The organism is Acinetobacter sp. S54, from assembly GCF_016624945.1.
Lineage (GTDB): Bacteria > Pseudomonadota > Gammaproteobacteria > Pseudomonadales > Moraxellaceae > Acinetobacter.
The window spans coordinates 1-23,779 of sequence record NZ_JACVUI010000001.1; the positions used below are offsets into that span (position 1 = coordinate 1).

General features: G+C 40.5%; 19 protein-coding genes. 9 read left to right on the forward strand and 10 right to left on the reverse strand.

All coding sequences use genetic code 11. From position 1 onward, the window contains the following. Positions 1 to 33 precede the first annotated feature (33 nt). The 3 genes from IAE20_RS00005 to IAE20_RS00015 all read right to left on the reverse strand — a co-directional run bounded on the left by IAE20_RS00005 (position 34) and on the right by IAE20_RS00015 (position 2,841). Positions 34 to 579 carry a type 1 glutamine amidotransferase domain-containing protein gene (locus tag IAE20_RS00005; RefSeq protein WP_200482808.1) on the reverse strand — a complete coding sequence of 182 codons (546 nt, stop codon included), beginning with the start codon at positions 577 to 579 and terminating at the stop codon, positions 34 to 36. A gap of 336 nt (positions 580 to 915) precedes the next feature. Further along, entirely contained in the window at positions 916 to 2,025 is a 1,110-nt protein-coding gene (locus IAE20_RS00010; RefSeq protein ID WP_200482807.1) for a putative zinc-binding metallopeptidase, read from the reverse strand. A 60-nt stretch (positions 2,026 to 2,085) separates the two neighbouring features. Further along, entirely contained in the window at positions 2,086 to 2,841 is a 756-nt protein-coding gene (locus IAE20_RS00015; RefSeq protein ID WP_200482806.1) for a TIGR04219 family outer membrane beta-barrel protein, read from the reverse strand. Positions 2,842 to 2,991: 150 nt separating this feature from the next. Between IAE20_RS00015 and IAE20_RS00020 the strand changes: the two genes are divergently transcribed. Beyond that, positions 2,992 to 4,440 carry an aldehyde dehydrogenase family protein gene (locus IAE20_RS00020; RefSeq protein ID WP_200482805.1) on the forward strand — a complete coding sequence of 483 codons (1,449 nt, stop codon included), beginning with the start codon at positions 2,992 to 2,994 and terminating at the stop codon, positions 4,438 to 4,440. Between the two features lie 13 nt (positions 4,441 to 4,453). Here IAE20_RS00020 and IAE20_RS00025 read toward each other — a convergent pair whose 3' ends face one another. Continuing rightward, a complete protein-coding gene (locus IAE20_RS00025; RefSeq protein ID WP_200482804.1) occupies positions 4,454 to 5,239 on the reverse strand; it encodes a helix-turn-helix domain-containing protein in 786 nt (261 codons plus the stop codon). 93 nt (positions 5,240 to 5,332) lie between these two features. Here IAE20_RS00025 and IAE20_RS00030 point away from each other — a divergent pair, with 93 nt between their 5' ends. The 4 genes from IAE20_RS00030 (at position 5,333) to zupT (ending at position 9,193) form a co-directional block, all read left to right on the forward strand. Further along, positions 5,333 to 6,253: an ATP-binding protein gene (locus IAE20_RS00030; protein ID WP_200482803.1), complete on the forward strand. Its 921-nt coding sequence runs from the start codon at positions 5,333 to 5,335 to the stop codon at positions 6,251 to 6,253. 414 nt (positions 6,254 to 6,667) lie between these two features. Next, on the forward strand, positions 6,668 to 8,146 hold the full coding sequence (locus IAE20_RS00035) for a sodium-dependent transporter (RefSeq protein ID WP_200482802.1): 1,479 nt from the start codon (positions 6,668 to 6,670) through the stop codon (positions 8,144 to 8,146). Positions 8,147 to 8,156: 10 nt separating this feature from the next. After that, positions 8,157 to 8,300: a methionine/alanine import family NSS transporter small subunit gene (locus tag IAE20_RS00040; protein WP_200458908.1), complete on the forward strand. Its 144-nt coding sequence runs from the start codon at positions 8,157 to 8,159 to the stop codon at positions 8,298 to 8,300. Between the two features lie 86 nt (positions 8,301 to 8,386). Beyond that, positions 8,387 to 9,193, forward strand: a complete 807-nt coding sequence (gene zupT / locus IAE20_RS00045; protein ID WP_200482801.1) for a zinc transporter ZupT — start codon at positions 8,387 to 8,389, stop codon at positions 9,191 to 9,193. Between the two features lie 36 nt (positions 9,194 to 9,229). Here zupT and rsmB read toward each other — a convergent pair whose 3' ends face one another. Together rsmB and fmt are read right to left on the reverse strand one after the other, a co-directional pair. Beyond that, positions 9,230 to 10,534 carry a 16S rRNA (cytosine(967)-C(5))-methyltransferase RsmB gene (gene rsmB, locus IAE20_RS00050; protein WP_200482800.1) on the reverse strand — a complete coding sequence of 435 codons (1,305 nt, stop codon included), beginning with the start codon at positions 10,532 to 10,534 and terminating at the stop codon, positions 9,230 to 9,232. Continuing rightward, positions 10,531 to 11,490, reverse strand: a complete 960-nt coding sequence (gene fmt, locus IAE20_RS00055; RefSeq protein ID WP_200482799.1) for a methionyl-tRNA formyltransferase — start codon at positions 11,488 to 11,490, stop codon at positions 10,531 to 10,533. Before fmt ends, rsmB begins: the two co-directional genes overlap by 4 nt. A gap of 401 nt (positions 11,491 to 11,891) precedes the next feature. On the opposite strand from fmt, the gene ilvD reads away from it, so the two are divergent. From ilvD to IAE20_RS00075, 4 genes are all read left to right on the forward strand, one after another. Further along, positions 11,892 to 13,721, forward strand: coding sequence for a dihydroxy-acid dehydratase (ilvD, locus tag IAE20_RS00060; RefSeq protein ID WP_200482798.1), 1,830 nt, complete (start codon positions 11,892 to 11,894; stop codon positions 13,719 to 13,721). Positions 13,722 to 13,866: 145 nt separating this feature from the next. Beyond that, a complete protein-coding gene (locus IAE20_RS00065) occupies positions 13,867 to 15,156 on the forward strand; it encodes a hypothetical protein (RefSeq protein WP_200482797.1) in 1,290 nt (429 codons plus the stop codon). Between the two features lie 243 nt (positions 15,157 to 15,399). After that, positions 15,400 to 16,719 (forward strand): NAD(P)/FAD-dependent oxidoreductase, encoded by a 1,320-nt coding sequence (locus IAE20_RS00070; RefSeq protein ID WP_200482796.1) that lies wholly within the window; start codon positions 15,400 to 15,402, stop codon positions 16,717 to 16,719. A 125-nt stretch (positions 16,720 to 16,844) separates the two neighbouring features. Next, positions 16,845 to 17,576 (forward strand): sulfite exporter TauE/SafE family protein, encoded by a 732-nt coding sequence (locus IAE20_RS00075; protein ID WP_200459356.1) that lies wholly within the window; start codon positions 16,845 to 16,847, stop codon positions 17,574 to 17,576. Here the strand turns inward: IAE20_RS00075 and IAE20_RS00080 are convergent. From IAE20_RS00080 to IAE20_RS00095, 4 genes are all read right to left on the reverse strand, one after another. Next, positions 17,573 to 18,481: a LysR family transcriptional regulator gene (locus IAE20_RS00080; protein WP_200458915.1), complete on the reverse strand. Its 909-nt coding sequence runs from the start codon at positions 18,479 to 18,481 to the stop codon at positions 17,573 to 17,575. The two genes, IAE20_RS00075 and IAE20_RS00080, sit on opposite strands and share 4 nt — an antisense overlap. Positions 18,482 to 18,619: 138 nt before the next feature. Further along, positions 18,620 to 19,915 (reverse strand): solute carrier family 23 protein, encoded by a 1,296-nt coding sequence (locus IAE20_RS00085; RefSeq protein WP_200458916.1) that lies wholly within the window; start codon positions 19,913 to 19,915, stop codon positions 18,620 to 18,622. Between the two features lie 318 nt (positions 19,916 to 20,233). Then, a complete protein-coding gene (ppc, locus tag IAE20_RS00090) occupies positions 20,234 to 22,918 on the reverse strand; it encodes a phosphoenolpyruvate carboxylase (protein WP_200458917.1) in 2,685 nt (894 codons plus the stop codon). 160 nt (positions 22,919 to 23,078) lie between these two features. Further along, the gene (locus tag IAE20_RS00095) at positions 23,079 to 23,696 is read right to left on the reverse strand and encodes a TetR/AcrR family transcriptional regulator (protein WP_200458918.1); all 618 of its coding nucleotides are present in this window, start codon (positions 23,694 to 23,696) and stop codon (positions 23,079 to 23,081) included. Between the last annotated feature and the right edge of the window lie 83 nt (positions 23,697 to 23,779).

Genomic DNA, 23,779 nt, shown 5'->3' on the forward strand with positions numbered 1-23,779 from the left:
TATGCTGAAATAAAGATAAAAATAAGTTAACGCCTAAACACTCGATAACTCATCAACAAGTGCTTCATTAAAATAAGGAATATCATCTGGACTGCGTGAAGTAATCAAGACCCATCCACCTGTATTACAACGATGTACAGTTTCATCTACCCAATTTGCTCCAGCATTTTCAAGGTCAAGACGAATACTTTTATATGAGGTTAAATTTTTATCTTTAATTCGTTCTGCATTAATCAATACCCAAGGAGCGTGGCAAATTGCTGCAATTGGCTTTGCTTGGTCTGTAAAATATTGCACGATTCGTTTGGTATCTTCATGAATGCGTAATTGGTCTGCATTTACTGTGCCACCCGGAATAACTAAAATATCATAATCCGCAGGATCTACTTTATCTAAAGTGGTTTGAGGAGAATAAGTGGGGCCTTGAGTTTTATCTCCTTTTACAGTTTGTACATCATCATGTTCGATAGCTGCATGAATGGCTTCGATTCCTTTTGATTGTAGAAATTCTAAAGGCTTAATAAGCTCATCATGTTCAACGCCAGTATTAGAGGTAATAAATAATGCTTTGCTTGTCATCAGCTGAAATCCTATTTATTTGATATAAGAATTAGCCTAGTCAATTCTAAGAGTCTGTCCTGTTGTAGTTTGATACCTGATCTGTTGAAATCACATTACTGTGTAGAATTTATTTACATGAAAAGAACTTTATTCCTAAATTACTTATGTGAAAAAGCCCCAACATCCTGTCAGGGCTTTTCAGATTTGTATAATGCGGTTAATTCCTGTCAACCGACTCACATCCTGCGATTTTTATTGTTTGAAAAGAAACATCCTGTTTCTGCACGATTTAACTATAGTTAAATTAGAGTAATTCCTCAATCCGCAAAAACGGCGTTGTTTGTAAGTAATCGCTTACATCATATTTGAATCAGTCTCATCTGATGCGCGAATTTCTGGTTTTAAAGCGACTTTCATGAGAGTACGGTGAATGAATCGGAGTTTGTCCAAAACGGCATTCGATAAGGTAAATGGATAGGCATCTTGTAAACCCATACTCCGATTTAAACCATTTAAGGCATAACTCAATGCAAACCAGTTCGTCAATGTGTGTTCAAAATCTAGGGAACCAATCGGAGATTCTTTAAAATGCATATCGGGATCAATCTGATGATTGGCCTCAATATTCATGCCAGTATGATAAGCAGTATCCAAAGTATCCATCATATGTAAGTAATGTGCCCAAGTTTCAGCCCAGTCTTCCCACGGATGTGCACCAGCATATCGACTGATATAAAAATCTTGCCATTGTTCATCAGAATCTTTTTGATAATATTCCTCAAGTGCTTGAGCATAATCCATACGCTCATCACCAAAATACAAACGAAATTCGTCTAGCCATTCAGGATAAAGGTGAGTCATGATATCAAAGTAATAATGACCGCTTTCATGACGAAAGTGACCTAATACAGTCCGATAATTTTCCTGCATATCAAGACGTGTTTTTTCACGATGAACTACATCTGCTTCACTGGCATTGAGAGTAATTGTACCAGATTGATGTCCTGTCATAATCGGTTGATCAGGTAGGGGCATTAAGAAATTAAAACGTAGTCCAAAGCGATCATCATCATTCTTTTTAGGGCGTGGAAAAATGTTGAGCTGCTGGGTTAAATATAGAAAGCGACGTTTAGCTTGCTCAAGTCGACGCCAATATACGGTATTTTGAGGAAATGAAAGGTCAGGAATAGTATGAGTTAGGCGACATGATTCACAATAAATATGTTCGCTGTCCGCAGGAATCATCCAGTTACAGACTTGATGCTGATGATAGTTGTAGCAAGGCTTGTATAAGGTGCCTTGCTCTTTAGGATGAAGACTTTTCCAGACAAGTTCATCTACTTGCTCAAAAGTACCCATCGTTTTATTTTCGACTTCATAACCTAAAAGAGCATTGCAGTTTTCACAATGCGTATTATTAAAAAAAACCTGATGATGACAATTGTGGCAGTAGAAAACTTTCATAACAGTGCGTTTGGTAGAAAATGCTCTCACATTTTAAGAGCATTTTTAAGAAAAAGAAGTTTAAAAATGTGCTTCCAAGCCAACGTAAGGGCCTTTAAATTCCATTTTTAAAGTCTCATCGTCCCGATCAAAATCAATATTTAAGACACGATAACCTACTTTGGCACCTACATCGACCAGTAAATTGTGAATCATGTTGTACTGAACTTCTGCCTGAAAATCAGTGATTTTGGCATCATCATAATCACTATACAGCGCTTCAGCTTTGGCTTGAAAACCTGTGAATGGAAGTTTAGCGCCTACTTGAGCATATACTAGTGGATTATAGCCATCAATTTTATGGGTTTTATAGAGGATATCATCATATTGTTTCACTTGGCCCTCCAGCTTAAGCACACCCAACCCCACATCGGCGCTCACAATATTATCTAGAATTTCATAATACAAAATCAGATCTGTCTGATCTAAATCTACGTTACTCTGATCAATGAAAATACTATTTGCCTGTGCATCCAGATCCAATTTTGTATATTTCAGTTTAATATTAGGGATTAATGGTATAGGGTGCTCAAAAGCGAGAGAAGCCTGAAAAGCGCCATCTTGATCTATTTTATATTTTGTTGTACTGCTGACGTAGGGGTCCAAGATCAGTTGGCCACTATTAAAATCATTAGACAAAGAACTTGAAGAGTGATTCGTTACATCACCAGCTACATACCAGTAATTAATATCTCCCGTTACCCCAATAAAATCAGCCTGAGCCAGACTGCTAAGGGTTAATCCCATTACACATATTGCACTTCGAAGCATTTTCATTGCTAAAAACTATCCTTGAAAAGTATCTAAAACTATTTTTTGAATGGTATTTGTTACCGAATAACAGCCGATTAATCAACATAATCAGCGCATGATATAAGAATAAGTATTGAAATACAGTGACTAAATTTAAATAAGGAAGAATTAATTATGCCGTCTAAAATGCCAACTCCTGCTGAATATCCACTGTATGTTGCAGGTAAACCCGTCAAAACAGGACAATGGTTAGAAGTGCAACATAAGTTTCATCATGAATTATATGCAAAAGTTGCCCTTGCAGATGCTAAAACCATCGAAAAAGCCACTGTGGCAGCGATAAAGGCAGAAACTGAAATGGCGGCACTTAAGCCGTATGAAAAACAAAAAATATTGTTGCATTGCGTCAAACGTTTTACTGAGGAAAAATCACTATTCACTGAAATCTTGATTGCTGAGGGAGGGAAACCACGCAGTGCGGCCGCAGCGGAAGTTGAACGTTTGATAAATACCTTCCAATTGGCTGCCGATGCGACGACCCAAATGGACAGTGGTCGTGTTTTGCCTTTAGCTGTTACTCCTGTTGCAGCTGCGTATCAAGGTATGGTGCGTCATGTGCCCATTGGTGCTATTTCTCTGATCAGCCCCTTTAATTTCCCACTCAATTTAACTGCGCATAAAATTGCACCTGCCATTGCAGCAGGATGTCCATTTGTTTTAAAACCAGCCAGTTTAACGCCTATCAGCGCCATAAAAATTGCTGAGATTTTAGCTGAAACAGAGTTACCAAAAGGAGCTTGGTCTATTTTACCTTGTGAACGTAGTGCTGCAGATATTCTGGTGACAGATGACCGCTTTAAAATGCTGAGTTTTACAGGCTCGGATCAAGTCGGATGGGATATGAAAGCCAGAGCCGGTCGTAAAAAAGTTACACTAGAACTGGGGGGCAATGCAGCCGTAATGATAGAACCTGATACAGAACTAACAGACGCTTTTATCGAGCGACTGATTGCAGGTGCTTATGGTCAAGCTGGACAAGTGTGTATCAGTGTGCAGCGAATTTTAGTACATACTGATATTTATAGTGAGTTAAAGAAAAAACTGGTGGCTAAAGTCAAAAAACTAAAAGCGGGCGATCCCGATTTGGCTACGACGCTCGTGGGTCCAATGATCAAGGAAAAAGAAGCAATTCGATTAAAAAAATGGCTAGATAAGGCTGAAAAAAAAGGAGCAAAAATACTTGCCGGTGGAATTCTGGAAGGTGTCTTGTTTGAAGCAACTTTAGTTGAAAATGTCGATGAAAAGCTTGAAATTTATAAAGATGAAGCCTTTGGCCCCATCGCGATTTTGGAGAAATATAAAACTTTTGAGCAAGGTGTTGCCAAAATTAATCATAGTCGTTTCGGCTTACAGGCCGGTGTTTATACTCAAAATCTCAATAATATGATGTATGTATGGCAACATTTACATGTCGGTGGCGTCATCATAAATGATATTCCTACTTTCCGTGTTGATAATATGCCTTATGGAGGTGTAAAGGATTCAGGCTTGGGAAGAGAGGGAATTCATTCAGCTATTCGTGATATGCAGGAAGAGCGTTTACTGGTCATTAAACAATCTTAATTTACCTATAATTCTAAATACGAGTGTTTGTTGCAAAGCAGGCACTCGGTGAAATACCAAAGTATTGCTTAAAGCTCGCACTAAAGGCACTTTGACTAGAAAATCCAAGATCTAGAGCGATACTCAGGATTTTTTCACCCTGAGTGAGACGCTCCAAAGCAAGTAGTAATCTTGCTTGTTGTCGCCAACGCCCAAAACTGAGTCCCGTTTGTTTTTGAAAATGCCGTTGAAAGGTAATTTTACTCATATTTAATTGCTGGCTAATATCTTCAATACGCAGCAAATGATGTGGTTGGTCCAGAACTTTCTGACATAAATGCCGTAGATGACTTTGTGTTGGCCAAGGTAGAAAGAAAGGGAGTTTTGGCATTTGTTGAAGTTCATCTAACAATAACAAATTGATTCTATCTTCACGAGTATTCGCTGTATAAGGTTCATGAATTTCGCTACTGGCAAAAATTAATTCACGTAATAAAGCTGAAATTTTGATGACACAGATTGCTTGTTCAAATTGAATATTTAGCTCAGGCGAAATAAAGATTGAACGCATATGTACCTCATTAAGCATGCTAATAGCATGGGGCATTTGAGGTGAAAGCCAAACACCATGCTGAGCAGGAACAATCCACTTTCCTCTATGCGTTTCAACTAACATACTACCCTGCACCGCATACAGAAGTTGTGCCCGTGCATGTTGATGCCAATTAAAATAATGATGCTGAGGGTAGAGCGCAGATAAGCAATAAAGTGAACTTTGCGCTACTTCAAAAAACTCAAAATAATTAGGATCAGATGGCATATCTAGATGATATTTTAGCGACAATTTTTGAGATTTTATCGAAATACTTTCAAACTAAATAGTCTTACACTATTGTTCTATCATGATAGGAGCATGGCTTTGGAACAGTTAACTGCCGAGTTGATTCAGACGGTAAAACAACTCAATGATCAATTGCAAAGTATTGCGCAGGCACTTCGTCAGTTTGGCCCGCAAGCTATTGTGGATGATCAACTATTTGAGCAAGCTATTGCATTTCGTTGGGAGAAAACTGAGGATTTACGTTACAAGGGTTGCCTTGTTCCAATTCGGCATCCACAGCTCAGTTCATTTAATGCTTTGAGTAATATTGATCTGCAAGTGAATAAGGTTAAAGATAACACTGAAGCTTTTGTCAAAGGCTATTTTGCCAATAATGTATTGTTGACAGGTGCACGTGGAACGGGGAAATCATCCATTGTCAAAGCGTGCTTAAATGAGTTTCATGCAAAAGGATTGCGTATTATTGAGCTTGAAAAGAAAGATCTCAATGATTTACCTAAAATTGTTAATTTGATTGCAGATCGGCCAGAGCGATTTATTATTTTTTGTGATGATTTGGCTTTTGAAGCAGGTGATACGTCTTATTCTGGTTTGAAAACTGTACTGGATGGTTCATTGTCTGCCAGTGCGGATAATGTCTTGATTTATGCTACATCTAACCGTAAACATATGGTGACCGAATATCAGCGGGATAATCAGGAGTTTTTTGCTTCGGAAAGTGGAGAAATTCATCCGGGTGACAGTGTCGAGCAGAAAGTATCTTTGGCAGATCGTTTTGGTTTACAAATCCATTTTTACTCATTTTCACAAGTTGAGTATTTAAATACAGTTAAACTATGGTTAGTCAAATATGGTTGGCAGCACGATGAAATTGAGCACGTTAAACAGCAGGCCATTCAATATGCAACCCAAAAAGGTAATCGTTCAGGACGAATCGCCAACCAATTTGCCAAAATGCTCAGTGGACAACGCGCATTACAACAGGATCGATAAATCCAAGTTCCACGTGGAACAAATAACAATTTAAATGTAAGCAACAGGGGAAAAGTAACTTTCCCTTTTTGTTTACAAATAGCATTGTTTAGTTAGATTAAAATTTTTAAAAAATGAAAATAGAACTTAAATTTTAGAAAAAATAAACAAATGAATGATAAAACCTCAAAATCATGTTTTATTTACAGCAAAATACGAGAAAATCAGTTAAAAAGCGGGTATTGTTCAAAGATTAGAAAGACAAAAAATAAATGACGATCTTTAAGGAAGACGGAACAATTTTTTGTCTATTTGGACAATCATGAGGCTCAAAAGGCAAAATATAGTTCAAATAAAAAAATATTTTGAAATGACGCTTGTCTTGCAATGTTCAATAAATAATCCAAGCAAGATCAAGACAAATGGCGATAATTTATGACTGATACCCGTGAGAACTGGTCTTCACGATCTGGTTTTATTATTGCTGCGGTCGGCTCCGCAGTTGGTTTAGGTAATATATGGCGTTTTCCCTATGTCGCTTATGAAAATGGCGGGGGGGCATTTTTAATTCCTTATTTACTGGCTCTTATTACTGCGGGTTTACCGCTGTTATTTTTAGATTATGCGGTAGGACATAAAGCCCGAAGTTCCCCGCCTAAAGCCTATCGTAAATTATTTCGTGGGGGCGAAACATTAGGTTGGTGGCAGGTCTGTGTTTGTATCATCATCGGATTGTATTATGCCAGTGTGCTCACATGGGCGGGCAGTTATATTTATTTTTCTATCGGTCAAATGTGGGGAAGCGACCCTGAAGGTTTTTTCTTTAAAACGTATTTGCAAACCACTGAAGCAGCAAATTTTGACTTGCGATTTGTAGGGCATCTATTTTGGCCTATTTTAGGGATTTGGGCATTAACTTTGATTATCCTTTATGGAGGGGTAAAAAAAGGAGTAGAGCTTTCCAATAAAATTTTTATGCCTTTATTATTTGTTTTGTTTACGGTTCTTGTAATTCAAGCATTACGTTTACCGGGTGCGGTGGATGGGTTGAATGCTTTTTTCACCCCAAATTGGTCAGCGATGATGGACTATAAAGTATGGCTAGCGGCATATGGGCATACTTTTTTCTCGCTGTCTGTCGGCTTTGGAATCATGGTGACTTATGCTTCATATTTAAAACCCAAAACTAATTTGACTGGCTCTGGTTTAATCGTAGGCTTTGCCAATGCTTCGACTGAAATTTTAGCAGGTATTGGGATTTTCGCTGCATTAGGTTTTATGGCGCATATTGCTCATAGCAATGTACAGGATGTGGTGAGTGGCGGTATTGGGCTGGCCTTTATTGCATTTCCTAAAATTATTTCCAGTCTGGGTGCTGGGGGCGATTTATTTGGTATTTTATTTTTTGCTTCACTTTTCGTGGCAGGAATTTCTTCAATGGTCAGTATCTTGGAAGTGCCCATTGCAGCCATGCAGGATAAGCTAAAATGGAGTCGTAAAAAAGCCGTCACGATTGTAGGTGGAGGAAGTGCTGTTGTTTCAATCGTTTTATTTTCAAGTGTGAATTCCATTAAGCTGGTCGATATCGTCGATCACTTTATTAATAATATCGGCATTATTGGTGGCGCACTGGTTTCGATTATTGCAGTTGCATGGTTTAAGCGTTCGGCTTTACTCGAACTGCGTAACCATATTAATGCAATTTCAACGATTCAATTGGGCAAAGGCTGGAATTTCACCCTTACCGTGATTACGTCAATGATCTTGCTTGTTACATTATCGATGACAGTTTATCACTTGTTATTAAAAGGCTATGGTGATTATAGTATCAGTATGCAGTGGATATTTGGTTGGGGCTGCATTATTTTTTGTGCAGTGATTGCGTTGATTTTATCTAAAATGCAAGATCGTTAGGAGAGCCAGAATGAATACTTCAGCTATTGTCATGATGGTGATCTCGATGGTGTTTTTATGGGGAGGACTGGCATTGTCCATTCTGCATTTAAGCAAACATCCTGAAGAACTGGACGAAGTACTTGATGAGGTTAAAGATCAACATACACTTTGATTTTTAAGTATTCCTCTATATTGATTTATTGCAAATGAAAGTCATTATCAATTATGATGATGGCTTTCTTTTTAGGAGCAATCTCAATGTCGTCATTGTTTAGCCCAGAAGTCTGGACTGCCTTTGCAGTCACTTTTTTAGCGGGTCTGGCGACATTGGTCGGTGGTGCGATAGTCTTGTTTTTTAAACAACCTAGTTTCCGTCTTCTATCTTTTGGTCTTGCATTTTCTGGTGGGGCCATGGTCTATGTTTCACTGACTGAGATTTTAAATAAGTCATGGCATTCCTTTTCTGAAATTTTTCAGGATAATGTTGCATATAGCTATGCCACTTTTGCTTTTTTAGCAGGCGTGATTTTAGTTTTATTACTCGATCGCTTTGTACCCAATCCACATGCAATGGTCGAAAAAAGCGCAAATTTACAATTGGATCAGGCGCAAATTCGTCGTACCGCTTTACTGACTTTATTGGCGATTACAGCACATAATTTCCCTGAGGGTTTGGCAACCTTTTTTGCGACTTTAGATAGCCCAACGTTGGGTGCGCCTTTGGCAGTTGCCATTGCGATTCATAATATTCCTGAGGGCATTGCGATTGCTGTACCCGTTTATATTGCTACTCAGAAAAAGTCGATTGCGATTGTGGCAAGCTTATTATCGGGTTTAGCTGAGCCTTTTGGCGCAGCTCTAGGATACTTCCTATTGGCGCCTTTTTTGGGGCCAATGGTTTATGGCATTGTATTTGGTTTGATTGCAGGGGTGATGGTGTATTTATCTCTGGACGAATTATTGCCAACGGCCAAACGTTATGCCCGTGGGCATGAAACAGTTTATGGCTTAGTTTCAGGTATGGCAGCGCTGGCCTTGAGTCTAGTGTTATTTAAGTTTGTATAGGTTTATATCGATCCATGAAGTATAAAAAAAGTCGCATTAAGCGACTTTTTTAATTCGGCAATAATAAAAACCATCGCCCTGTCCAGATGCTGGTAGTAACTGGCGACCATGAATTTGTTCAATTCCCCAGGTTTCCTCAATTTTAATTTCTTCAGCATTTGAATGTTCAGCAAGAAAATCGATCATTTGCTGTTCATTCTCAACTTTTAAAATTGAACAGGTAACATAGAGCAGTGTGCCACCCACGTTAAGTTGCTTCCATAAATTTTGCAAAATTTGCTTTTGTAAAGCGACAGTTTGGGCAATATCGCTAGATTGACGCAACAAGCGAATATCAGGATGACGGCGTATCACACCTGTGGCTGAACAAGGAGCGTCCAGAACAATACAATCCAATGCCTGATTTGTTTGCCACGTGGTTGCATCCGCAGTGATAATTTCAACATTGTTCTGTGGTAATTTTAACCGCTGTAAATTTTCACTGACGCGAAGCAAACGCTGTGTATCCTGATCTAAAGCAATCAAGGACTGGGGTTTAAATTTTTCCAATAAATGCGCGGTTTTACCACCAGGTGCAGCACAAGCATCTAATACGAGGTGTTCATTTAGATCGGGTACAAGCGTAGCACAAAGCTGGGCATGTTCATCCTGTACCGAAAACCAACCTTGTTCAAAACCTGGTAAAGCTGTGATTTGTACGGATTGTTCCATTACGATACCAACTTCTGACAAGGTGCAGGCGTGCGCCTGAATATCCTGTGCCTGAAGTTTAGTGAGATAAGCATCCCGGCCGATATAGCGCTGGTTAATTCGTAAAGTTAGCGGCGCAGTTTGCTTGAGTTGCTGACATAAATCATCGACTTGCAAAGGCCAGTCTTTTTTTAGACGTTTATAGAGCCAACTAGGAAGGCCATGCGCTTGTTGTAAATGATGTTGAAACTCTTCTGTTTCACGTGTGGCGCGACGTAAAATCGCATTTACAATCCCACTTAAAGCATGAAAACCTAATTGTTTACTGGCAGTAACCGTTTCTGAAATAGCGGCATGTGCAGGGATACGAGTACACAATACTTGGTATAGCCCAACGTATAGACAGGTCTCCACTGTTTCATTATGAAGTGGCTTTGCCAATAAGGGCAATGTAATCGCTTTAAGGGCATACCACTGGCGAAGTGTTCCCAACACCAGCTCATGAAATAAAGCACGATCACGTTCTGGAATTTCATTAAGTTGATGATGCAATAAACCTGCTAAGGATTGACCTTGCTGTACCTGTAAGAGTGTCGAAACGACTTGGGCCCGTAAATTAAGTTCGGTACTTGGACGTGGAAACTGTTTCATGCCAATACTTGTCCAACATTAAGTTTTTGAGTTTGTAAAATTTGTATAGGGTTTAAAGCTTTGCCACCCGGCCATTGCAAAGAACTCAAGCATACTGTGCCTGTATGACACGCCACATGAACACCAAATTTATCAATGGCAAGAATTTCACCAATTTGAGCATGATCGTTGTTTAGCGGGGAAAGGCTAGAGTTCCATACACGTAAATTATTACTCTCATCCAAAGCAATAAATGCTACAGGCCACGGATTGAAGGCACGAATATTACGGTCAATTTGGATGGCATCTAGTGACCAGTCAATTTGTGCTTCGTTTTTTGTTAGCTTTTGTGCATAAATCGTCTGGCTTTCATCCTGAACCTGACGTGTATGTATGTAGCTTTGTAGGCTTTGTTCTGACTCCAACACTTTACAAATTGCTTCTGCACCCTGAGTTGCCAATTTTTCATACACACTAGCAGAAGTGTCAGTGGTTTGAATATTGTAAAAGGTTTTATAAAGCATATCGCCAGTGTCTAAACCTGCTGCCATTTGCATAATAGTCACACCAGTTTGCGGATCTCCTGCGGCAATCGCACGTTGAATAGGAGCAGCACCACGCCAACGTGGTAATAGCGAACCGTGAATATTTAGACAACCATATTTAGGCGTATCCAGAACCGCTTGTGGCAAAATCAAGCCATAAGCCGCAACCGCCATGACATCTGCACCTAATTCAGCCAGTTGTTGCTGAGCAGCCAATCCTTCTTCTGTAGAGGCCTTAAAATGTAGGGGCTGATAGACAGGTAAATGATGTTCAAGCGCCAGTTGTTTAACTGGAGAAGGTGTGAGTTTTTGGCCACGACCTGCTTTACGATCTGGCTGGGTATAAACAGCAACAATCTCATGTTCTGTTTGAAGTAAGGCAGCCAAAGCCGTAGAGGCAAATTCAGGTGTTCCTGCAAAAATAACTTTCACACATTCACTTCCATAAAAACTTGTCGCTATTATAAGGCAAAACAGCGTTTAAGCCTAAAATCACATGGTTATTTCTATAATTACAATGGCTTAATGAGCAGATTAAATATATTTGAGGCAGATTATATTTATTGATAACTAAAGGTAATGCAAAATTAAAAAATTATTCATGAAAGTTTTGTATTCAATTTTAAACAGATCAGTTTATATTGGATCTTCTATTCTCCAAATTTTATGGTTTTGTGATGAGCTTGCATCTTGAATGCAGCTTAAAATGAAAGTCATTTTTGCTCATCGCTTAAACACTAAGCTATAGTATGATGTAAGAATCTGCTGAAATAGCCTAATTTAGCCAGAGACCCATTTAGATTTGTCTCAAGCACAACTTGTTGGAAACGCAAATGCCTGATTATCGTTCAAAAACATCTACGCACGGAAGAAATATGGCTGGTGCGCGTGGCTTATGGCGCGCAACAGGAATGAAAGATGAAGACTTTGGTAAGCCGATTATTGCGGTGGTCAACTCGTTCACTCAATTTGTTCCAGGTCACGTGCACCTGAAAGATCTGGGTCAACTGGTGGCTGAACAGATTCAGGCAGCAGGTGGTGTAGCAAAAGAATTTAATACCATTGCAGTCGATGACGGTATCGCGATGGGGCATGATGGAATGCTGTATTCATTGCCTTCGCGTGATTTGATTGCCGATTCTGTCGAATATATGGTCAATGCACACTGTGCCGATGCCATGGTTTGTATCTCAAACTGTGACAAAATCACCCCGGGTATGTTGATGGCATCTATGCGCCTGAATATTCCAGTCGTCTTCGTGTCTGGTGGGCCGATGGAAGCAGGTAAAGTAAAAATTCGTGGTAATGAAAAGGCCATCGATCTGGTCGATGCCATGGTAGTGGCTGCCGATGACAGCTACACCGATGAAGAAGTTCAGGCTTTTGAACGTTCTGCTTGTCCCACTTGTGGTTCATGTTCAGGCATGTTCACAGCAAACTCGATGAACTGTTTAACTGAAGCGTTGGGGTTATCTCTACCAGGTAATGGTTCGATTGTGGCAACACACGCCAATCGTAAAAAATTATTTGAACGTGCAGGACAGTTGATTGTTGAATTGGCGAAACGTCATTATGAGCAGGATGACTACAGCATTTTGCCCCGTTCGATTGCCACTAAAAAAGCTTTTGAAAATGCCATGACGCTTGATATTGCAATGGGTGGTTCAACCAATACTGTATTGCATTTATTGGCAGCGGCACATGAAGCTGAAGTAGATTTCACAATGGATGACATTGATAATCTGTCACGTAAAGTGCCTGTGTTGTCTAAAGTTGCCCCTGCTAAACAAGATGTGCATATGGAAGATGTTCATCGTGCTGGTGGGATCATGGCAATTTTAGGTGAGCTGGATCGTGCGGGATTATTGGAAACCTCTATTCCTACAGTGCATGAAAAAACCTTAAAAGACGCTTTAGATAAATGGGATATTATTCGCACTGAGGCACCAGAGGTCTATGAGTTTTATCGCTCTTCACCGGGTGGCGTACCGACTCAGGTGGCATTTTCACAAAATCGCTATTATTCAACTCTGGATGGTGATCGTGAAAAGGGGGTGATTCGTAATGCTGAACATGCATTCTCTCAAGACGGTGGTCTGGCTGTTCTTTACGGTAACATTGCGCTGGATGGTTGCATTGTCAAAACCGCAGGTGTAGATGAATCAATTTTAAAATTTACGGGAACAGCACGAGTTTTTGAAAGTCAGGATTCAGCCGTAGACGCGATTTTGGGTGGAGATATTAAAGCGGGTGATGTCGTGGTCATTCGTTATGAAGGCCCACGTGGCGGCCCGGGTATGCAAGAAATGCTTTACCCGACCAGTTATCTGAAGTCTAAAGGTTTGGGTAAAGACTGTGCTTTGATTACCGATGGTCGTTTCTCAGGCGGTTCATCTGGTCTTTCAATTGGTCACGTATCTCCCGAAGCCGCGGAAGGGGGGGCGATTGGACTGGTTCATGATGGCGATACCATTGAAATTGATATTCCAAACCGTACTATCCACTTAAATGTTGATGATGCGACATTGGCACATCGTCGTACGGTACAGGAAGAAAAAGGCTGGCATCCAGTGGAAGAGCGCAAGCGTAAAGTTTCAAAAGCTTTAAAAGCTTATGCCATGCATACCACGAGTGCTGCCCGAGGCGCGGTACGCGAAGTCTAATCGTTTGATCTGAGTCTATAAAACACTCACTTTTGTGGGTGTTTTTTTATGGAAAATGGTCATTTCAATGTTAAAGTATAATGCGTTATGCTTTTTTATTCTGTTTAACCCATTGTCCGATAAAAATTTATTAGAGGCTTGCTTCATGTCACTGTTACGCCGTTGGTTTGATCCTATTCGATCGAGTTGGTTTTACCAAAAGCCCTCTCGTCAGGCGGTGTTATCAACGGAGCAGGGATTAAGTATTTATCTGAGACTGGATGATGTTTATAGCTATTTGGCTGTACAGCAACTGACACAATTGGATGAAATCCTCAGTGACGAGTTAAAACCGCTCAAAGTCATTATTTCACATCAGTCCGCAGAACCTCCCAATGGTATGACAGAACTGGAATGGCAAAATTATTGTTTAAATGACGCCCAGATTTTAGCCAGACAACATCGTTTTAGTTTTGATGAAACCCCTGAATCCCCGACCACAGAAGCACTCCATCAAGCCGAAGTCATCCTTAAAAACACACCCTTACAAGGGAAAAATTTCCTGTATTTGCTTGAAGATGTCTTTCATATGCTGTGGCAACAGCAATATGGCAAATTACGCACTTTGTATACGATGGCTAGCCAGCAGCAAAGTCCCCAGAATTTTCCAGAACGTATCTTTAATAATGTTCCTGTTCCTGCTAGTTTCTTTGAGTTTGGTGGACGTAAATATCATGCGGTTGATGATTTGCTTCGTTTGACCCGCCGTTTAAAACAACAAAAATTATTAACGGGTAATCCGATTTTCTTAATTAATCACATTGAATGGCGTGAACATTTACTCAGTGATGCTGAAGAGTTGGCAGATATTCAGGCCATGCATCCTGAACTAGATTTATTTATTGCACTGGAAGACCCGATTAGCTGGTTATTATTGGCTTATATTCGGGAAGAATTGGCCAATTATTATAATATTCAGCTCAATGTCTATCCGCTGAGTTATCAGCGGCGTGATTTATTTGACTGGAGTTTGGCAACACGATTATCTAAACGTACAGATGTCGCATTTACTCCCTTTTGTCGTCCCACTCAGGAAGCCACACTGGAAATGGCTCGTTTGTATTATAGTGCGTCTGAGGAACAACGAGTCGATGCTATCTATGACATTTTGCAAGCTGTCTGGACCAAAGGCAAGGATCCATCTTATAAACCTCATTTTCAGGCATTGCAGCAGCAACTCGGTATCGAGTCCATTAATCAAGAAGAAATTACAACGTTATTGGCGCAAAATGATCGTTTATGTCAGGATAAACATCAACCAGATTTTCCAGTACTGGAACTGCGTATAGACGGACAACGCTATGTATTTAATAGTTTGTACCGAGTCTGGATGATTGAAAGTATTTTCAATAATGTGCTAGAAGAAAAATATAAAAGCGAAAGTCTGGAAAGCTAATTCAGCTTTCTTTTAATTTGCCCTCACTCTTATTTCAGTCCATTTACTTTTAAAAAAACTGCGTTTCGCCTGAGCTGGAACGCAGTTTTTGTTTTCCTTGATGAATTGTTTAACAAAAAAAGAACTAAACGTTGGAAAAAGGTATGTTCTTTATGCTAAATATTTGTGTAGATAATAGGTAACATTTTTCTTATAAATACAAATTGAAATAGTTGGTATTCATAAGAAAATTGGAGCTGTCTTATGATGACTACATCAAATCGTGATTTAAAATTACATCGTATCGTGATCGTCGGTGGAGGAGCTGGAGGACTTGAACTCGCGACACGTTTAGGCAATAGACTAGGTAAACATCAAAAAGCAGAGATAATTCTGGTTGATGCTGCACTCACTCATATCTGGAAACCTTTGCTCCATGAGGTGGCAGCGGGGACGTTAAATTCTTATGAAGATGAGTTGAATTATTTTGCACATGCCAATCAACATCATTTTGAATTTTTTCTGGGTCGTTTAAAAGATATTAAGCGTCAGACAAAAGAAATTGTGCTGGACGTGTTGCGTGATGAAGAGGGTAAAGACATTGCGCCTGAACGACGCATTGGCTATGACACGTTGGTGATGGCGATTGGTTCCACTTCAAATGACTTTGGTACATCAGGTGCTAAAGAACATTGTATTTTTCTGGATTCAAGGCCACAGGCAGACCGGTTTCAACGTGAATTTTTAAGTATGTATTTGGAAGCTCAGGCCAATCATTTGATGCATCGTCATCAGAATGATTTAAATATTGCAATTATCGGAGCAGGCGCAACGGGCGTGGAATTGGCTGCCGAATTACACCATGCAGCAAATGAGTTTTCTAAATATGGACTCAATAGTATCGACCCTAAAGACGTCAATATTAGTTTAATAGAAGCAGCACCGCGGATTCTTCCAGCATTGAATGAGCGTGTATCGGAACGTGCTCAAAAAGAGTTGGAACAGATCGGAGTAAAAGTTCTAACCCATTGTCGAGTGACGCATATCGATGCCGATACCGTTTTTTGTGAAGGAGACTTACAAATTGCTGCGACCCTCAAAGTTTGGTCAGCGGGGATTAAAGCGCCAGATTTTCTCAAAGACATTGCGGGTTTGGAAACGAATCGCATTCATCAATTAGTGGTACGTCCAAGCTTACAAACCACACGGGATGATGATATTTTTGCGATGGGTGACTGTGCCTGCTATATCCCAGAGGGGCAGGAGCGACCTGTTCCGCCACGTGCGCAAGTGGCTAATCAAGAAGCTATATTTCTGGCAAAGGCGCTGGAAAATCGTTTGAATCAAAAACCCTTGGGACAATTCCAATTCAAAGATAAAGGTTCGCTGGTTTCCTTAAGTGAACACAGTAGCGTGGGAAGCATTTTTAATAATATTAATGTGGAAGGGTTTATGGCGCGGATGATGTATGTGTCACTCTATCGTTTTCATCAAGTGGCCTTACATGGAGTATTTAAAACGGCCTTAATGATGATGACGGATTTATTATCTAAGACGGCCTCTCCGAAACTCAAAATGCACTAATTTCATCTTGAATCGCTTTATGCTGAGCCTCAATCTTTGCTTGAGGCTATCTACCAAAAACATGAATAGGATCTCTGCTCTGTCTCCATTAGCATAAACATGTTCAAGCTATGGAATCGTTGACAATGGAAATGGTGGCTTTAGTTATTGTGGTTTTTATGTTTGCAGGCATGGTAAAAGGCGCACTGGGTTTGGGATTACCCACTGTAGCAATGGGGCTGCTCACTATTGTGATTGCTCCGTTTCAAGCTGCTTCATTACTTATCATTCCCTCCATGATCACCAATATTTGGCAGTTATTTGCTGAAGGTCGAGTTTGGGCATTGATTCAACGCTTCTGGTTGTTATTACTCGGTATTATCATCGGTACAGCATTTAGTTTTTTACCCACCTTGAGTCAGGCAACAGGCAAAACCAGTGAAATCCTATTGGGGGGGATGCTGATCGCGTATGGTCTGTATGGCTTATGTGTTAAACAACTTCCTAATCTTGCACCTTATGAAAAATGGTTATCGCCTATTATAGGCTATCTGGGGGGCGCATTAATTGTATCTACTGGTGTAATTATTATTCCTGCGGTTCCTTATTTACAATCTTTGCGTTTAAAACGAGATGATCTGGTCCAATCATTAGGTTTAGTTTTTACTTTATCGACCATTTGTCTCGCCATTTATTTACAGCTGCATACGACTGCGAATATGCACATTGATTATCGATTGGCATGGATCGCTGTGCTTCCTGCACTTTTAGGCATGTGGTTTGGGCAAAAATTACGTTATCGTATACCTGAACAGCGTTTTCGCCGTTTTTTCTTTATAGGTTTAATCTTATTGGGTGCTTATATGATTGGACATTAAGGTTCAATCGATTGGGGTTTGTTGGCGATTAAAAATAGGGCAAAATCCTGATAGTTTGGTGAAAGGTTGGCAAATTCACGCGAAGCCAGTAATAATTTGCGATTAGCCCATGCTCCCGTCAAAGCAATGGTAGAAAAAGTATAAATTTTTTGTAGATACGATGCCGCGCGTAAAGGCATGATCGCGACACCTACGCCGTTGGCGACGACTTGGGCAATGGCACTAAAGCTAGGTAAGCGTAAACGATAATGAAGTTGATGATGTAAGCTTTTGGCCTGTGTTTCAATCGATTGCTGTAAAGAGTGATGCGCCAAAAGACCAATAAAATCTTGCCGTAAAATATCCGCAAAATCGAGTTGCTGCTGTTTGGCGAAAGGATGGTCTGGCGCACAAATAAATACTAATGGATCTTCGGCGAAGATCTGTGTTTCCAATGTATCATTAGGAGCAAAAAAACTGGAAATCAGACCCAGTTCAGCCTGACCTTTTTGTAATGCAACGATAATGTCATTACTTTCCGCCTCATGCAATTCGATCTGAAGCTGTGGGTGTTCGATTAGATATTTGGGTAACAACATGGGTAAATACTCACTCTGAGCCGAAGAGTTACACCATAAAGTCAGATGTTGAGAGGTCTGACGTTGGAAAGTCTGCATTTCCTGCTCCAGTGCATATAATCCGTCCATCAGATGTTGTGCGTGTTGTAATAGGGTTTGCCCCGCGATGGTGAGTTCGACTCCTGTAGCATGACGGATAAATAAAGCACTTTGGAAATGCCGCTCCAGCTTTTTAATACGCTCGCTGGCTGCTTGTAAAGAAACAGCGGAACGTTCAGCTCCTTTGGTAAGACTGCCTGTATCCACCACATGTAAAAAAAGCTGGAGATCAAAAAAATCAAAGCGCATAAGCCATTCAATGAACTGTTAAACAAACAAAGTTATGATAACCAAAAAATGATCCACTAAACGTTTAAATGCATAAAAAAAGCAGCCTGAAGGCTGCTTAAAAAAATGCTATTCAATATCAAGGTAGAGTGTCCTGAGTTAGGCTTTATCTTTTAGTCCAAATAGCCAATTCAGTAAAATTGCGGCAAAGGTTGCCGTCCCGATTCCACCTAAATTAAAGTTGCCAAACATCAGCTCAAAGTTACCTGCCCCCAAAATAATAGTAACGGCAGCAACCACCAGATTTTTGTTGTTAGAAAAATCGACTTTGTTTTCAAGCCAAATTTTTGCCCCTGCAATAGTAATTAAACCAAATACTACAATTGAAGCCCCTGTGAGCACAGCTGTAGGAATGGTACTAATTACTGCACCAAATTTTGGAGACAGCCCTAGAAAAATAGCAAACACACCTGCAATCACAAATACAATCGTGGAGTACACACGGGTGACTGCCATAACCCCGATATTTTCACCATACGTGGTCATACCTGGCGCACCAACACTACCTGACAATGTAGTGGCAACACCATCCGCAACGAAAGCCTTACCTAGATAAGGAGTCAAGTCTTCTCCTGTCATGGCACCTACAGCTTTAATATGTCCCAAATTTTCAGCAACTAAAATCAAGGCAACAGGCGCAATAATTAGCATCGCATTCGTCTGGAACGTTGGTGCAGTTAAACTCGGCAAGCCAAACCACGGTGCGGCTGAAATCTGTGAAAAGTCAATGGGTGTACCCAGTCCAAGTCCATTGGTGGCTATTGCATAAATCAGATAAGCGATGAGCAGCCCGATTAAAAGCAATAAGCGTTGTAACAAACCGCGGGTAAATACAGCAATCACCCCCATACACAATACAGTAAGCAGTGCCATCCACATATCAAACGGATGCCCAGCAACTGATTTGACAGTCACTGGCGCGAGATTTAAACCGATAATCATCACCACGGCACCTGTGACCACAGGGGGCATTAATTTTTCAATCCAGCGAGTCCCTGTTAGCATGACCATAAAACCAATAAAGGCATAAATTAGACCACACGCAACAATACCGCCAAGTGCAACGCTAATGTTAGGATTTGCGCCTGACCCTGTGATATGTCCAGTTGCAGCCGCCACAACGCCAATAAACGCAAAGCTTGAACCTAGATAACTTGGAACACGCCCTCCTGTCATAAGAAAAAACAGAATGGTACAAATTCCTGACATTAGAATGGCAAGATTGGGATCAAAGCCCATAAGTAATGGAGCCAATACGGTCGAACCGAACATGGCAAATGCGTGTTGAATGCCTAAGACGGCGCTTTGTGCAGGTGGGAGATATTCATCAGTTGCGACAGGACGATGATCAGCCTGACCCTGATAGGGGCGCCATTTTGGAAACCAGCTGGACATAAAATAAACTCTAATCTTTTTAGCTGGCGCACATCATACTCTTTCTTGAATGAGGATTTAATTGCTTTGTCGGCAAGCGGTAAAACAAAAGAATTGATTTTTGATTTATTTTTACCAAATGGTAAATTTTAGGAAAAATTAAATAAAAGAGATATCAGCAAGTTGAGCGGATAAGATTATAGGATAGAGAATGAAAAGAGCTAAATAAAACGTCCCAATGGTAGGTCAAAAAAATTGTAAAGCCAGTCTGGATAATAGCCATTTTCAGACCCCCATTTTATTTTGAAAATGAGGGTCTGAATAAGTTTAAAATAAGATTTAGCCCGTATTGCGTAGACCCGCTGCAATGCCTGCGATACTGACCATCAGTGCATGATCAACAGGGGTATGTTCAGCTTGTTCAACTTTTAAATAGCGTCTACGTCGTTTCATTAATTCCGCTTGTAACAAATGCAGAGGCAATAAATAAGTTTTACGAACCCGCATGGCCTGATCCAGTACTTCGTTATTACTCAGCAATTTGGATTCACCTTTCATGGCGAGTAAAGTTTGAACAGCATCTTTTAAGCGCTGACGTAACTCTGTACCGAGTGCCTTCAAATTTTCATCCTGAGTCAGATGCGATTCATAATACAGAGCTATACTGCCATCCGATTTAGAGAGAACCATTTCCAGCATATCAATCAAAGTCTGGAAATAAGGCCATTGTTGTAGCATTTCATCCAGTGTTTCTTTTTGACCTGCATCAATAATTTGGTTAATCGCGGCTCCTGTACCTAACCATGCAGGGAGCATCAGACGAATTTGTGTCCATGCAAATACCCACGGAATTGCACGTAGAGATTCAATACCACCACTAACTTTGCGTTTAGCTGGACGTGAACCTAGAGGCAACATTTGTAACTCAAGCTCTGGCGTGACGGTACGCAGATATTGTACAAAATATGGATTTTCACGCACAGTTTCACGATACACCTGTACCGAGATATCGGTCATTTGATGCATCAACTCACGCCATTCCTGTTTTGGGACAGGAGGTGGCAATAAAGTTGCCTCAAGTGTGGCTGCAGTATAAATTTCCAGATTTTGTAAGGCGACTTCTTCTAAACCAAATTTAAAACGAATCATTTCACCTTGTTCAGTAACCCGAATTGCGCCTGAGATCGAGCCTGGTGGCTGTGAAAATAAAGCTTGCTGAGTGGGCGCGCCACCACGACTAATAGACCCACCGCGGCCATGAAATAGCGTGAGTTGGATGCCATACTGTTGCGCAACGGCAGTGAGTTCCTCTTGTGCGCGATATTGTGCCCAGTTTGCAGACATAAAACCGGCATCTTTTGCCGAGTCTGAATAACCGATCATTACTTCATGTTTGCCCCGAATATGCTGTTTATACCACGGCATACTGAACAGGGTATTCATCGTCGTGGCCGCACCATCCAAATCTTTTAAAGTTTCAAATAACGGCACAACGCGTAGCGGATGTAAAATACCTGCTTCTTTTTGTAGTAATAATACCGCTAACACATCGCTGGCATATTCCGCCATCGAAATAATATAGGCACCCAAACTCTCGGGTGGTTGTGATGCCAGAGTTCGCATGGTAGCAAACACTTCCTTGACATCTGGATGTTGAATCAAGCTATCCAATGGTTCATCCAGATGACGAGGCAAAAGTGGCCGTTTACTTTGTAACTCCTGAATCAAAAAGTTCTGACGCGCCTGCTCTGTCCATGACTCAAAATTACCTAATCCTAAATATTCGGTAATGGCTGAAATGGCCTGACGGTGCCGACCCGATTCCTGACGAATATCTAGTTTTAGTAATTCAATCCCAAAGCAATTGACTCGATAGATAAAGTCCAGCAATTTACCATTGGCAATTTCAGCTAAGTTGGAATCCATGAGGGAGCGATAGCAGAGTAATAATGGCTCAAGCAACTCACTCTTGGTATGGATAATCTGGCTATCATCTGCTTCAAAACCTTGTAATCGCTGTGCCAACCAGTGACGAGTGGCTTTTAGACGTTGGCGAGTCTCACGCAAATATTCACGGTAGGGTTCGGGATGCTCATAGCCCAACGCTTGTTTGAGTTCATCCGAACAAGCTTGAATCGACAACTCCCAACGTAAATCTTCGATATCACGTAGATATAAATCTGCGGCTTGCCAACGTGATAACCATAAAACTTCCTGAGTGATGTTATGGGTTACATTCGGGTTACCATCACGATCACCACCCATCCACGAGGCAAAACGGATCGGTGAAATTTCTAGCGGTAGTGACGTATCACAATGTTCTTCAACTAAATCATTCAATTCACGTACAAATTTGGGGACAGCATTCCATAAGGTTTGTTCGATTGTGGTAAAGCCCCATTTCGCTTCATCCACCGGTGTTGGTCGATTGTGACGAATTTCATCAGTTTGCCAAACGGAACAGATTAATTCTTTAAGATTGTTTAGGACGGACTGATGTTCACGTGGTGTCAATTTTTGCTGATCTAACCGTACCAGATCTTCATTAATATCATCATATTTTTGAATCAGGGTACGACGGCTGACTTCGGTCGGATGCGCGGTTAATACGAGTTCAATTTTAAGCTGACAAATCTGTTCAAAGAGTTGCTGAGATGAAATCTGGCGTTCTTTAAATTTTGCAAATAAATGCACCAATGGATTTGGAGAGGGCGCCTGTTCATCAAATTCACTGCGGCGACGACTACGCACTACATTATATTGTTCAGCAATATTGGCAAAATTGAGAAATTGAGAAAATGCCCGAGTTAGGGGGAGGATTTCTTCATCCTTTAAACCCAAAAAAAGTTGTTCCAGCTTTTTTTCTGCTTCAGCATGTCCGTCACGTGCACCTTTGGCTAAGGCGCGAATTTGCTCTACCTGATTAAACAAATCTTGTCCAGCGTGCTGTTTAAGGGTTTCTCCCAGTAAATTACCCAGTAGACGCACGTCCTCGCGTAAAGGAGCATCAATTTGTTGAATCATGGTGTGGCTCTCCTGTTTTTGTTCTTTTGACTATACCCCGATTCAATGACATTCCAAGTCTAGAGCGTAAAAATATATGAATTATTGTTTAAAAAATTAACACTTATGCGTAGGAGTATGCATATGCAAAAAAGTCTATCTTTCACAATACGCCAAAGGTCTATACACCATATTTCAGCATAAAGATGTCCAGAGCAAAGTGAACGGTCTCTCGGATTTCTTGTGCCGAAGGAATGTCGCTAATACCAAGTAAGACTTGATGATGTCTGATCCCTAATAAGAGCGATAAGATGAGTTCTGTTTGCTGTAAAGGTAATCCATTACGAATAAAACCCAAACTTGCTGCCTGAGTAAAAAATTCGCACAGCGCATCACAAAGTGGTTGATGAGACGCCTCAAAAAAATGTTGTGCCAATGGACTTTTTTCAGTTGCCAGTTCGAGTAACACATGTTCAAGTTTTAGTGCTTCGGGCAAATAAATCATGTTTAAAGCACATTCACAGGCATCAAAAAAAACGTCTAAAAATTGGCTCTGTGGGCTTAAGCAAAACTGTTGCTGAGAAATGCATTCGGCACAGGTTTCCTGAATGGCGCAGGTAAACAGGCTTTGCTTGTCTTGAAAATGATTATAGACCGTGAGCTTGGTCACCCCAGCATCTGTGGCAATCTGATTCATACTGGAACCATGATAGCCCCATTTTAAAAAAATTGCTTTGGCTGCCTTTAGTATGCGCGCTCTTTTTTCAAGATCTTTTGGTCGACCAATGTTATTTTGCACAGAGACTCTCTTAAATAAATTTAAAAAACAAAAACTTATATCAATTCACTTAATTAATATACCGCAGGGTATATTAATTAAAA

Bases quoted from the DNA above. Each gene is read 5' to 3' on its own strand.
- IAE20_RS00005 (WP_200482808.1), bottom strand. From the start codon at position 579: ATGACAAGCAAAGCATTATTTATTACCTCTAATACTGGCGTTGAACAT.
- IAE20_RS00010 (WP_200482807.1), bottom strand. From the start codon at position 2,025: ATGAAAGTTTTCTACTGCCACAATTGTCATCATCAGGTTTTTTTTAAT.
- IAE20_RS00015 (WP_200482806.1), bottom strand. From the start codon at position 2,841: ATGAAAATGCTTCGAAGTGCAATATGTGTAATGGGATTAACCCTTAGC.
- IAE20_RS00020 (WP_200482805.1), top strand. From the start codon at position 2,992: ATGCCGTCTAAAATGCCAACTCCTGCTGAATATCCACTGTATGTTGCA.
- IAE20_RS00025 (WP_200482804.1), bottom strand. From the start codon at position 5,239: ATGCCATCTGATCCTAATTATTTTGAGTTTTTTGAAGTAGCGCAAAGT.
- IAE20_RS00030 (WP_200482803.1), top strand. From the start codon at position 5,333: ATGGCTTTGGAACAGTTAACTGCCGAGTTGATTCAGACGGTAAAACAA.
- IAE20_RS00035 (WP_200482802.1), top strand. From the start codon at position 6,668: ATGACTGATACCCGTGAGAACTGGTCTTCACGATCTGGTTTTATTATT.
- IAE20_RS00040 (WP_200458908.1), top strand. From the start codon at position 8,157: ATGAATACTTCAGCTATTGTCATGATGGTGATCTCGATGGTGTTTTTA.
- zupT (WP_200482801.1), top strand. From the start codon at position 8,387: ATGTCGTCATTGTTTAGCCCAGAAGTCTGGACTGCCTTTGCAGTCACT.
- rsmB (WP_200482800.1), bottom strand. From the start codon at position 10,534: ATGAAACAGTTTCCACGTCCAAGTACCGAACTTAATTTACGGGCCCAA.
- ilvD (WP_200482798.1), top strand. From the start codon at position 11,892: ATGCCTGATTATCGTTCAAAAACATCTACGCACGGAAGAAATATGGCT.
- IAE20_RS00065 (WP_200482797.1), top strand. From the start codon at position 13,867: ATGTCACTGTTACGCCGTTGGTTTGATCCTATTCGATCGAGTTGGTTT.
- IAE20_RS00070 (WP_200482796.1), top strand. From the start codon at position 15,400: ATGATGACTACATCAAATCGTGATTTAAAATTACATCGTATCGTGATC.
- IAE20_RS00075 (WP_200459356.1), top strand. From the start codon at position 16,845: ATGGAAATGGTGGCTTTAGTTATTGTGGTTTTTATGTTTGCAGGCATG.
- IAE20_RS00080 (WP_200458915.1), bottom strand. From the start codon at position 18,481: ATGCGCTTTGATTTTTTTGATCTCCAGCTTTTTTTACATGTGGTGGAT.
- IAE20_RS00085 (WP_200458916.1), bottom strand. From the start codon at position 19,915: ATGTCCAGCTGGTTTCCAAAATGGCGCCCCTATCAGGGTCAGGCTGAT.
- ppc (WP_200458917.1), bottom strand. From the start codon at position 22,918: ATGATTCAACAAATTGATGCTCCTTTACGCGAGGACGTGCGTCTACTG.